The 12099-nt window shown below is 34.9% G+C and carries 10 protein-coding genes; 6 read left to right on the top strand and 4 right to left on the bottom strand.

Features of this window, described 5'->3' with window-relative positions:
• Window positions 1-4 precede the first annotated feature (4 nt).
• Window positions 5-2296, bottom strand: coding sequence for a beta-glucosidase BglX (bglX, locus tag OD90_RS01060; RefSeq protein WP_144665441.1), 2292 nt, complete (start codon window positions 2294-2296; stop codon window positions 5-7).
• 380 nt (window positions 2297-2676) lie between these two features.
• Between bglX and OD90_RS01055 the strand changes: the two genes are divergently transcribed.
• The 6 genes from OD90_RS01055 (at window position 2677) to OD90_RS01030 (ending at window position 8456) form a co-directional block, all read left to right on the top strand.
• Window positions 2677-3912 carry an MDR family MFS transporter gene (locus OD90_RS01055; RefSeq protein WP_144665439.1) on the top strand — a complete coding sequence of 412 codons (1236 nt, stop codon included), beginning with the start codon at window positions 2677-2679 and terminating at the stop codon, window positions 3910-3912.
• 14 nt (window positions 3913-3926) lie between these two features.
• Window positions 3927-4562: an HAD family hydrolase gene (locus tag OD90_RS01050; protein ID WP_144665437.1), complete on the top strand. Its 636-nt coding sequence runs from the start codon at window positions 3927-3929 to the stop codon at window positions 4560-4562.
• A gap of 12 nt (window positions 4563-4574) precedes the next feature.
• A complete protein-coding gene (gene arsC / locus OD90_RS01045) occupies window positions 4575-4922 on the top strand; it encodes an arsenate reductase (glutaredoxin) (protein ID WP_144665435.1) in 348 nt (115 codons plus the stop codon).
• 10 nt (window positions 4923-4932) lie between these two features.
• The gene (locus tag OD90_RS01040) at window positions 4933-5268 is read left to right on the top strand and encodes a hypothetical protein (RefSeq protein ID WP_144665433.1); all 336 of its coding nucleotides are present in this window, start codon (window positions 4933-4935) and stop codon (window positions 5266-5268) included.
• Between the two features lie 135 nt (window positions 5269-5403).
• Window positions 5404-6252, top strand: a complete 849-nt coding sequence (locus tag OD90_RS01035; protein WP_144665431.1) for a universal stress protein — start codon at window positions 5404-5406, stop codon at window positions 6250-6252.
• The gene (locus OD90_RS01030) at window positions 6249-8456 is read left to right on the top strand and encodes a SulP family inorganic anion transporter (protein WP_144665429.1); all 2208 of its coding nucleotides are present in this window, start codon (window positions 6249-6251) and stop codon (window positions 8454-8456) included. The genes OD90_RS01035 and OD90_RS01030 overlap by 4 nt, the downstream gene beginning before the upstream one ends.
• 172 nt (window positions 8457-8628) lie before the next feature.
• Here OD90_RS01030 and OD90_RS01025 read toward each other — a convergent pair whose 3' ends face one another.
• From OD90_RS01025 to OD90_RS01015, 3 genes are all read right to left on the bottom strand, one after another.
• Complete coding sequence (locus OD90_RS01025) at window positions 8629-9078, bottom strand: PepSY-like domain-containing protein (protein ID WP_261374439.1); 450 nt, start codon at window positions 9076-9078, stop codon at window positions 8629-8631.
• Between the two features lie 107 nt (window positions 9079-9185).
• A complete protein-coding gene (locus tag OD90_RS01020; protein WP_144665427.1) occupies window positions 9186-10001 on the bottom strand; it encodes a prohibitin family protein in 816 nt (271 codons plus the stop codon).
• A gap of 22 nt (window positions 10002-10023) precedes the next feature.
• Window positions 10024-12057 carry a VWA domain-containing protein gene (locus OD90_RS01015; protein ID WP_144665425.1) on the bottom strand — a complete coding sequence of 678 codons (2034 nt, stop codon included), beginning with the start codon at window positions 12055-12057 and terminating at the stop codon, window positions 10024-10026.
• Between the last annotated feature and the right edge of the window lie 42 nt (window positions 12058-12099).

Raw genomic sequence — 12099 nt, 5'->3', positions numbered from 1 at the left:
TCGTTTATTCAGCTAGCACAAAACTTCCTTTAAGCTTTGTTGCAGAACTACTACCTACAAAAATATTGTAATCTCCAGGCTCCACTAACCAATTTCCTTGATTGTCGTAAAATCCTAGTTCCTTACCCGTAAGTTTAAAGGTTATTTTTTTTCTCTCGTTGGGCTCAAGGGTAATAAGCTCATAACCTTTAAGTTCCCTCACCGGTCTAGTGACACTGGCGAAAGGATCTTGAATATAAAGTTGTACTACTTCTTTACCAGTTACATCACCACCATTAGAAACCCAAACGGTTACATTTGCTCCATTTTCGTTAGCTTCAACCTTCAGGGTATCGTAACCAAATGTAGTATAACTCAATCCGTGTCCAAAAACGTATAACGGGTCGTTACTCTCATCTCCATAATGTGACCAGAATACAAGATTATCACCAGCATCTTCAGGCCTACCCGTACTTTTATGATTATAATAAATAGGCACTTGCCCCACACTTCTTGGAAAAGACATTGGTAATTTTCCGGATGGGTTGTAATCGCCATATAGTACTTCTGCAATAGCGTTACCTGCTTGCGACCCTAACTGCCATCCTTCCACGATGGATGGGATGTGTTCTGCGGCCCAATCAATGGCAAGTGGTCTTCCATTGTTTAATACTAACACAATATTTTTATTTACGGCATATACAGCTTCTAATAATTCCTGTTGTACGCCAGGCAAATCTAGTTGTGCCCTACTTCTACCCTCTCCAGACATATAACCATGTTCTCCAAGTACCATCACAACCACATCTGCATTTTTTGCGGTAAATACCGCTTTCGCGAAAGCGGTCGTATCTGTTTCATTTATGGTAAGCTCTCTAATAAATGTTGCGTCTCCAATTACTACATCTGCACCTTTAGCATACATCAATGAGTTCCCTGTATATGCTTCCATTCCTTCTTTTACAGACACCGCCGTACCATCATCTGAAGCGATTCTCCAGCCTCCGAGTGGACTACTTTTATCGGCTGCTAAGGCTCCTATTAGCGCAATTTTTTGACCACTCTTTTTTAATGGAAGTAAATTATTTTCATTCTTTAAAAGAACAATAGATTTACGAGCCATGTCAAGTACAACATCTTGATACTCTTCTTTGTAAATTATTTCTTTTTCTCGCGTTTCATCACAGTAACGGTATGGATCATCAAATAAACCTAATTCATATTTCACTGTTAAGATTCTACGTGCTGCATCTGTAATTAAAGATTCATCAACTTTTCCTTCTTGGACGAGCATCGCCAGTTTTGTAACATACAAATCAGACTCCATATCCATATCTGAACCTGCAATTACTGCTTTGCGGGCTGCTTCTTTTCCGTCTTTTGCAAAACCGTGTGCAATCATTTCTCTTATAGATCCCCAATCTGATACAACAAATCCATCAAAACCCCATTTATCCTTTAGGATTTCTCTTTGTAAAAACTGATCTCCTGTTGCAGGTATACCATTGAGTGTATTGAAAGAATTCATGAAAGTTTTCACACCCGCTTCTTTGGCTGCTTGGAATGGTGGAAATACAACATTAAACAATGTACTCGTCCCTACATCAGACCTATTATAGTCTCTTCCAGCTTCTGCAAATCCGTAAGCTGCCCAGTGTTTTGCACAAGCTGCAATAGTAAGTGGATCACTTAAGTCATCTCCTTGGAAGCCTCGCACTCGAGCTGCCGCAATATCGCTTCCTAAAAAAGGGTCTTCACCTGCTCCTTCCATCACGCGGCCCCATCTTGCATCTCGAGAAATATCTACCATAGGTGCAAATGTCCAGTTAATTCCAGAGGCTGCAGCCTCTGCTGCAGCAATTTCTGAGCTTTTTTGTATGGCATCCATATCCCAGCTTGCGGCTTCGGCTAGTGGAATGGGTGCAATAGTTTTATACCCGTGTATTACGTCAAACCCAATAATTAGGGGTATACCTAACCTGCTTTCTTCTACGGCAATTTTTTGCACTGCTCTGACATTTTCTACCCCACGTACATTAAGCATCGATCCCACATAGCCTTTTCTCAATAAGTCATATTTACGTGCAGCATCACCATCCTTAGGTGCGGGTCCTGTCACATTGTAAAACCCATTGTACTGATTCATTTGACCTATTTTCTCTTCTAAAGTCATTTTTAAAAGTAATGCAGTAACTTTTTCAGAGATGTCTTTTTGCAATGCTGTTTGTGAAGTTTGGCCCACTACAGTAAACACACCAAGTACAAAAAGTACTAGAAATATAAATCTCTCTTGACCTGCTATTGATGATCTTTTCATAATTTATGATGTTTGATAAAATGCTACATTGCAAATTACTAGAAATCTGCATGCTATCCTATGTTATTATAGGTCTTTTCCGATAACGATTTCGAAAAAAAGCCACATAAACTCTTAATAATTAGAAAAATAGATGTTTAAATTTTTCGCGAAAGCGTATTTGTTAATCTAAATTTTATTAGATTTATCAAATCAAAGTTAAACAAATGAACTATGTCATTACATACACTTCGCATTGTACCTTTTGTATAGGTAGGGCTTGGGTATTATGACTATTCTTAAATAAGTTATATCAATACGAAAATGTCCGACCGCAGCGTCGGACATTTTATTTTTGTATCTCTAGTGAATAATGACTAAACCGATCATATACGCTCCGTATGAAAGCATTGTTACATACATACTTAAACACTTTTAAAGGACTTTCTCCAGAAATATGGTGGTTATCACTTATTACTTTCATTAATAGATGTGGTGCCATGGTGATTCCATTTCTATCTATTTATCTTAATAAGAATTTAGAGTTCACTCTAGGCGATGTAGGCTGGGTTATGACTTCTTATGGCGTAGGTTCTTTTTGCGGGGCTTGGGTTGGAGGAAAATTATGTGACATTATAGGTTACTATAAAGTAATATTAGTAAGTCTAATTCTTACTGGCGTAAATTTTATGTGGGTGATGCACGTAGAAGATTTCTGGATGATGTGCCTATCGTTTTTTATTCTTATTGGTATTGCAGATATGGGAAGGCCTGCTTTCTTTGTTGCTTTAAGTGCATACTCAAAGCCAGAGAATAAAACGAGGTCTCTCACCCTTTTAAGGCTAGCTATAAATTTAGGATTTTCTGCAGGGCCAGCAATTGGCGGGTTATTAATTGCAACAGTAAGTTATGACGCTCTATTTTATACAGATGGTATCACTTGTATACTAGCAGCGGTATTGATGTCTCAAGTTTTGAATCCCAAGAAAGTGAAAGAACTTGATAAAGAAATTCCTTTAAAAAATCCCATCTCACCGGCTAAAGACGTTCCTTACATATTATTTTTAATAGCACTTTCGTTATTTGGGATCATCTTTGTTCAGTACTTTTCTACAGTTCCTATTTTTTATAAAAATGTGTATGCTTTAAGTGAAGATCAAATAGGACTTATACTTGCGCTTAATGGTGCCATTATTGTCATTTTTGAAATGCCGTTAATTTCATGGATGGAAAGGAAAAATTTTTCAAATATCCAGAATACTATAGTAGGTTTAGTGATGACTGGTATGAGCTTTTTATTACTTCTCTGGGAAACTTGGGTAGGTGTGGTCGTTATTGGGATGATTATTGCCACCTTTGGTGAGATGATCTCCTTTCCCTTTAGTAATAAATTTGCACTCAATCGGTCAAAAATAGGTAGACAAGGTGCTTTTATGGGGTGGTATAGCATGTCTTTCTCTGTGGCACATATCTTTGGTCATAATAGTGGTATGCAAATGACAGAAAAATTTGGCTTTAATGCTACTTGGTTTTTGCTGTTAGTCCTTACCTTAATTGCTTGGTTGCTATTATTTATTGTAAAGCAAATGTTACAGAAAGAAAAAGATGAACAACCCGTATCTTTAGGGTTAAAATAAGTAATGTCCCTCTTATGACAAAAAAAAAAAAAATAAATACGATCATTTTTGATCTAGGTGGAGTACTCATAGATTGGAATCCTGAATATGTATATCTAAAGGAGTTTCGCGGTGATCGGCAGTACATGGACTGGTTTTTAAATCATATTTGTGCTTGGGATTGGAATGTAAATCAAGATGCAGGCTACTCCTTAGATAAAGCTACAAAAGAGCGCATTGCTATGTTTCCAGAATATGAAGATTATATACGTATGTATTATGGAAGGTGGGAAGAAATGCTGGGATTTGCTCACGAAGGGACACTAAAGATCCTTAAGGAGCTCGTAGACAATCCTGAATATAGAGTACTGGCGCTCACAAATTGGAGTGGAGAAACTTTCCCTATTGCTCTTAAAAAGTTCCCATGGCTACAATGGTTTGAAGGTATTTTGGTCTCTGGAGATGAAGGAACCAGAAAGCCTTTTAAAGATATTTATGACCTTATGCTAGAGCGTTATAAGATTAACCCTTCAGAAGCTATTTTTATTGACGATAGTTTAAAAAATGTAATGGGGTGTGAAGCCTCTGGGATAAAAGGAGTTCATTTTATAAATTCAAAAACACTAGCTGTACAATTGAGAAGCTTAGGTATTAACTGTACAATATCTTAACTAAAAAATACTATGATAAAAATATATCACAACCCACGTTGTTCTAAGAGCAGACAAGCCTTAGCCGAAATTGAAGCATCAGGAAAAGATTTTGAAATTATTAAATATCTAGAAAACCCACTATCAACGCAAGAGTTAAAGGCTATCCTAGCAAAGCTTAACATTATCCCTATAGAACTTGCTCGTAAAAATGAGTCTGTATGGAAAGATGTTTATAAGGGGAAGAACCTTTCTGATGATGAGATTATTTTAGCTATGATAGAAAATCCTAAACTTATCGAACGTCCCATTGTGATTGATGGAAAAAATGCCGTTATTGGAAGACCGACACAATTAGTTACAGATTTACTTCTCAAATAAAATTTAATAAATGAAAAAAAGTATAGCCGTATTGATGTTCTCTACTCTTGGAATAGCAACGATCCAAGCCCAAGACAGTAAATCGTCTTTCTCTGCCGAAGAGCAGCATGAAAGGATAGATATAATGGCGCAAAATCTCAATATGACTCCTATTCAAAAACGTGATGTCGCAAAAACAATAGTAAGCTTTGAAAAGTCACTTATAGCAGTTAATGATGAAAATATTAGTGAGTCAAAAAAACTGGCTAAGCGTAAAAAAATTAAAGCACAGATAGATAAAAATATTAAATCTTACCTTACACCAAAACAATTTTTACAATATAAAGAAATGCAAAGCAACTACTAAACAGTTCTTTATGCAGACACTCTTATCCCATTAGATATATATGACTTTTGATATACTGCTTTCGCGAAAGCAATTTTTTTTCTATCCACATAAAATAGGTATCTTCCCAGCAATAATATTGTATTATACAACACTTTGGACCCCAACCCATTTAAAGTTATAGGCATTGGTGCCACTTTTTCTCCTAATCTTAAGGCTAACTTGTTTGAGGCTGCTAGACTATGCCTTCTTTTAAAAGCTAAGCTTGTTATTATTCATGTAGGGGAGGAATCCCTCGATAAAAAAGAATCTTTCAAGACAATTTTAGATCCTTTTTTAAAATATGGATTAGTATCAGAAACTGTTTTTACACCAGGTGACCCTTCAGAAGTAATATTGCGCGCATCTGCTTCATTACGCATTGACATGCTCATCATAGGCGCATTGCAAAGAGAAAATTTAGTAAACTATTATGTAGGGTCTATCGCTCGTAAAATAACTCGAAAAGCAAAGTGCTCTGTCTTATTACTTATCAATCCTTCTGTAGACCGGATACCCTGTAAACATATTGTAGTTAATGGCTTAGAAGACCCTAAAACCGAAAAAACAGTAAGAAATGCGTTTTATGTTGCTCATCAACTAGGAGCTTCTAAAATTACTGTTGTTGAAGAAATACGTGAGCAAGAAATACATGTTCATATAGATGACGATAACTCCTTACGCAAAGCAGCAATTGCTAAAGAAAAACTCATAAAACGTGAAGACAGTCGTGTCCAAAAAATTGTTGCAGAGGTTGCTCCAGATGATAAAAAAGCCATCACTATAGAATCACAACCTATTTTTGGCAAAAGAGGGTATTCTATTGGACATTATGCAGAGGTTGTGAGAGCAGATCTACTCGTCATGAATGCGCCAAATAAAACAAAATTCTGGGACCGACTATTCCCACATGATATAGAGCATATTCTCACAGAACTACCTACAGACGTTTTAATTATACGATGAGCCCAAAAAAAAATCGTACACAAAATTTTATAAAAACGCTCCCGCGTAATATTTTCTCTGGATTTGTTGTTAGCCTTATAGCCTTACCATTAGGACTTGGACTCGCAATGGCAAGTGAAGCCCCACCTATAGCAGGTATTATTACAGCTGTTATAGGAGGCGTCTTAGTCTCCATACTAGGGGGAAGTCATATAACAATCACTGGACCTGGTAATGGATTAGTAGGCGTTTTACTTATTGCCATTACCGCACTAGGTTTAGAAAGTACCTATGCTGCAATTATATGTTCAGGAATCATCTTGATGACCCTTGGATTTTTGCGTATGGGAAAACTTGCAGATTTTTTCCCTTCCTCTGCAATACAAGGAATGCTAGCTGCCATAGGTCTTATTATCCTGGGAAAGCAGTTTCATATCATGCTAGGTAATAAAATTAATCGAGACAGCAGTGTTGATTATTTATTGGAAATTCCAAATACTATTATTAATGTATTTTCTTATAAAGACAAAGGCTTACTATTTGCAGCAGCATTCGGAATTCTAAGTTTATGCATTATGATGTTTTATGATAAACTTCGTAATAAATACTTTCAGCTAGTTCCTGCACCTATGTGGATAGTAATTATATCCATAGGATTTAGTTATTATTATGAACTTTTTTTAAATCAACCCAATCCTATTTCCCCTGCTTATATGCTTACAGGAATTCCCGCACTCTTCGAGATTGTTTCTGAAATACCCACACCTGACTTTACAAAAATAGGATCATTCACATTTTGGATGAGTGTAGTGTCACTCACTCTCATTGCGAGTATTGAATCATTATTAAGCATAAAAGCTGTAGATAAATTAGATCCTCTTAAAAGACGATCTAATATTAATAGAGATTTAAAAGCCTTAGGTCTAGCTACAATTGGAAGTGGCTTTTTAGGAGGGCTTAACGTGGTGACTGTTATTGCCCGTAGCTCTGTTAATGTAAATAATGGAGGATCTAATAGAAGTGCTAATTTTGCTCATGCTCTATTTTTAGTCATTTTCATAGGACTCTTTAGTACACAGCTTACTCGTATACCTTTACCTGCGTTGATGGCTATATTAGTGTACACAGGATATAAACTAGCTTCTCCACAAGTTGTGCGGAATATGTTTACAATAGGTAAAGAACAAGTGATTATTTTTTTTACTACTCTCCTTACAACCCTCTTTGTAGATCTTATCTCTGGTATACTAGCTGGAATACTTATTACGCTAGTTATCCATATCATATTAAATAAAAGTGCAGGATTATTTTTTAGAAATATTTTTAAACCAAATGTCTTAGTCTATCAAGAGAAAGAAGGAAATTATTACGTGAGCATAAAACATTTTTGTTCTTTTATAAATTTTTTCAAATTGAAACAGCAACTAGAAGCGATTCCTGAGAATCAAGACGTTATTGTAGATTTTTCAAAATGCCATTTTGTAGACCATACGGTCATGGAAAACCTGCATAATTTCCAAGAAGCTTTTTCAAAAAAAGGGGGTCATTTTGAAATTGTAGGACTTGATATGCACGGAGCAGATACAGAGCATCCTTTTGCGTTGAGAAAAATAATTCCAGTCCCAACAGTATTTACAAAGAGTCAAACAAAAAGACAATTACTTCTTGAAGAAGTAGCGTCTAACTATGACTTGGAATATCATCCAGATAAAAATAATGATGTAGAAGATCTTTATAGATTTTTATATTTTGAAACCAAGCATATTCAACACTCTTATAATGAGTTTAAAGATTTAAAAAATAAATTACATCTTTTTGACATTATTTACTCTGAAGGAGAGTTCATAGCAAAAGAAACTATTAGATCTACAATGATCACTATAGACTTACCTATAAGTATTCCTACCTTCACAATAGACAAGGAAGGATTCTTAGAAAAATTCTATGCGATTGCTGGCTGGAAAGATATAAATATTGTTGGCCATTCAGATTTCTCAAATAGATTTTACCTGATAGGTGAAAATGATGATGAGATTAGAGATTTTTTCTCCGTTGATCTTATACACTTTCTAGAAAGCAATCCCTATTATCACATTGAGTCTAGAGGAAACCAAATTCTCATTTTCAGTAAAGAACGCTTAGCTACCATTAAAGAAATTAAGGCACTCCTAGATTACTCTAAAAGATTAGAAAAGGTATTATTAAGAACGCCTGTTCTTGTTTGATTTAATTCATCAGTTAAGAGGGTGAGTTTATGATTTTACTTATATGTGAGAATTTGAGTAAGTCCTTCCTATAATTTATTGATAAAATTAACTGGGAAATTTCCACGAGTTTTTATACACAGAAGAGCCATCTTATTTGATGGCTCTTCTATGCTTTATAAATTGTTTTCAATTAATTAATAATTTTTCCAAATTTATTAATCTCTACATCTTTGTTTTTGCCTTTTCTTTTAAACTCAACATCATAAAACAGTCCCTTCTCAGCACTTTGCACACGCTCAATCTCTGTTATCTTTTCATCTGGAAATTGCTCATTAATCACCTTTATTACAGCTTCTGGTAACTCATTCTTATCAATACTCACTTCGGTCTCAATCCAAGCTCCATTGGGATTAAAATCTGCCCTATGCTTTACACCGTCAATTTTAAAGTGTGATTCATAATTTCCATTTGAATCTATATGCCAGTCTGGATCATTCTCTCCAGGATATTTATTTTGAAATGTAGCTTTTACTTCATTTGGAGCATCATCTTTGTCTGTATTTTGACTTTCAACGTATTGCCCGCAACTTACAGTAATCCCTACGGTTAAAGCTATGGCCATTATTTTAATTCTATGCATAAAAAAATCTTTATAGTCCAGTTGAATTAAACGCAACTGGACTATAAAGATATACGCTTTCGCGAAAGCATTGTCACAACAATTTCCTATTGTTTCCTTAACAATATTTAATTGTTTCCTAAAATTAATGGAAGTCCAGAGTCTCCTGACCCAATTACAACCACTTTAGAATTTGAAGATTGTGATAGCTTTATAGTCGCATCTATTCCTTTATCTTGCAAAATTTTGTCAGTTAGAGAGGCGCTTAATATCTTATTTGCATCTGCCTTACCTTGAGCTTCAATACGCACTTTCTCTGCTTCTTTTGAGGCTGTTACAAGTCGGAACTCATATTCTAACGACTCTTGCTCTTGTCGTAATTTACGCTCAATAGCCTCTTTTATTGTATTTGGTAACGTAACATCTCTTACCAATACCTCATTAAGCTGTACATATTGCTTAGATAGTATTTTTTTTGTTTCGGCAAATATTTCGTCTTGAATTGCATCTCGTTTACTAGAATATAACTGTTCTGGTGTATATCTACCCACCACACTACGTGCTGCAGATCGTATTGCTGGTTGTATAACGCGCTGTAAGTAATCTTGTCCAAGAGATTGATGTAAGTTACCTAGTTCATTATAAACAGGTTCATACCATGCAGAAGCATCAATCTGAATTTCTAATCCATTGGAAGATAGAACTTTCATTTTTTCAAAAAGTTCTTGTTGTCTTACTTCATATACAAAAACTTTGTTCCATGGTGCCACTAAGTGAAAACCTTCACCCATAGGAGGCTCATCTGTCACAACTCCATCGCCAAAGGTTTCAAAAAGTACTCCAGCTTCTCCAGAGTCTATCGTAACGGCAGATTTAGTAATGATTACAAATAAAAGAATGACTCCAATAATAATAGGTACTCCAATTTTAGGTAATTTTTCCATAAGTTTTTTTTTTGATTTTTAGTTAAGTAAGTCCATTATACTTACGCATAAGCCATTCTGCTGTAAGAAAGATAGCTAGTAATGCAAGCAGCCATCTCCAATCAATTAAAGGTACAATATTTTCAACGCTTTTTTGGACAGGCCTATAGCGCTTATCATTAAGTAACGCGCTTATTAATTGATCTACTTCATCTATTGAATATAGTGTACTCTTAGTGTTAGACGCTAAAGTACTAAGCGATGTTACATTTGCATTGAGAAATTGTTGCTCAATTTCAAATGGTATGATTGTGAATGTTCCTGAGCGTGATAATCCTTGACCTTCTACAGAAACTGTAAAAGAATATTCTCCAGCATTTAGGTTATTTAGATCTGCAAGATAGGTATTCCCCTTAAGAAGTAATGGTATAGTTGAAGACACCTTAGTCTCTTGATTAACTACATTAATAGTTAGGCGTGCTCTTTCATTAAAATTATAGTTTTTATCAAAATATTGGGCATATAATCTCACTTCACCATTACCGTAATAGAAGCGTTCGTACTCTAAAGTTAGTCTACTTTTTTTAGTGTTTGAGGCAGCATACTGAACTAAATTATCAATAAAACCATCAAACTTTTCAAAACTTTTATGGTCGATAAAACTCTGTGCGCGCCACCTCCATAACCCCTCTCCTAACACATAAACACCTCTCCTTCCATTCTGATCTGTAGTTACAATAAGTGGGTTAGCTGTTTGCAAAGATCCTATTTGTTGGGTCACGGCAACATCTATGTTAGTTGTAAATGTTACTTCTCCAAATGCAGTAGTAAGTGGTGGTAGGTTTGAAAAATCTAAATCTGGTATTACAAATGAGGAAAAATTGATGTTCAGCTTCCCCTGTACTTCCTCCTCTTGGCCTGTAATTTCTTGCTTTACAGTACTCTGAAAACTATTTAATGACCTCCAGTCTGTAGCAGCTCCCGTAATCGTTATCGCATTTTTATTTAAGCTTTTAAGTTCTTCAAAAACTCTTTTAAAACTTGCATCTGGTTGATAGAGGATTACTAGCTCATAATCGTTAATTTTTGAAATACTCTTACTAGGTTTATTGATTTCTAAAGTGCGTAATCTATTACTTTCTATACTTTTTTTAAGCATCCCTATATCGGGATGTACAATAGAACTAATGAGTAGTATATTTGTTTTTTGATCAATAATTTCTACTGCAAAATTTTTAAAATTATTATTAGTATTCTTTTCTTCTATTAAGGGTGATAAGCTAATCTTAAATTGTTTTACACCCACTGTACTAGCCGGAATAAGGGCGTTTATTACCTGAGAAGTATTGTCTTGATTAAAGTTTAAAGTTTTAGAAAAAAGAGTTGTTGATCCAGATTTAATGGAGAGCCTTGTTCTTGTATCTTTATTTCCTGTATACGTTGTAAATATCTCAACGGGAAATTTATTATTTATATAGGCGTAGCGATTTACATTTACTTGTCCTATTCTTAGATCTTCATACACCAAAGTATCGCCTAAAATAATTGGATATACTTGCTGCTTATAGTTTTGAGTAGTATACTTAAAATCTTCTCCATAGGTTTGATTGCCATCTGTCATCAAAACTACAGGTGCGATAGCATTTCCATAAATAGCCTCAAGACCATTTAAGGAAGCAGATATACTCGTTTGTCTATCCTTAAAAGTTAATGAATCTAAAGTTTTGAATTCTTCTCCAAAACTATAAAAATCTAGATCAAAAAGTTTTGAAAGAGATTCGCTTTCGCGAAAGCGATCTACCGCATGAACCGCTTTAAGATCATAGTCCAAATATTTAATACTCGATGAATTGTCAATTGCAATAGCAAGTGTAGGCTTTTCTGTAAAATAAGAAACCTGCTTATAACTTGGATTTATAAGTAACGTAAGTAAGCAAAAAATTGAAAAAAAACGCAACAAAGCATACACTTTATTGCGTTTTGTTACAGATCTTGTGTTGTAAAAATATTGAAACCCAGCTACTCCTAATGACAGTATAGCAGCGCCAATTAGTAAAAGTAGTGTGTGTTTTTGCAATATTATTCTGTTTACTATTAATATAAAATGGTGTATAGAAAG

Origin of the sequence: Dokdonia sp. Hel_I_53, assembly GCF_007827465.1 — a bacterium.
Lineage (GTDB): Bacteria > Bacteroidota > Bacteroidia > Flavobacteriales > Flavobacteriaceae > Dokdonia.
The sequence above is the reverse complement of the archived record's forward strand: the minus strand, read 5'-3'. Positions and strand labels throughout refer to the sequence as shown.

Bases quoted from the DNA above. Each gene is read 5' to 3' on its own strand.
- bglX (WP_144665441.1), bottom strand. From the start codon at position 2,296: ATGAAAAGATCATCAATAGCAGGTCAAGAGAGATTTATATTTCTAGTA.
- OD90_RS01055 (WP_144665439.1), top strand. From the start codon at position 2,677: ATGAAAGCATTGTTACATACATACTTAAACACTTTTAAAGGACTTTCT.
- OD90_RS01050 (WP_144665437.1), top strand. From the start codon at position 3,927: ATGACAAAAAAAAAAAAAATAAATACGATCATTTTTGATCTAGGTGGA.
- arsC (WP_144665435.1), top strand. From the start codon at position 4,575: ATGATAAAAATATATCACAACCCACGTTGTTCTAAGAGCAGACAAGCC.
- OD90_RS01040 (WP_144665433.1), top strand. From the start codon at position 4,933: ATGAAAAAAAGTATAGCCGTATTGATGTTCTCTACTCTTGGAATAGCA.
- OD90_RS01030 (WP_144665429.1), top strand. From the start codon at position 6,249: ATGAGCCCAAAAAAAAATCGTACACAAAATTTTATAAAAACGCTCCCG.
- OD90_RS01025 (WP_261374439.1), bottom strand. From the start codon at position 9,078: ATGCATAGAATTAAAATAATGGCCATAGCTTTAACCGTAGGGATTACT.
- OD90_RS01020 (WP_144665427.1), bottom strand. From the start codon at position 10,001: ATGGAAAAATTACCTAAAATTGGAGTACCTATTATTATTGGAGTCATT.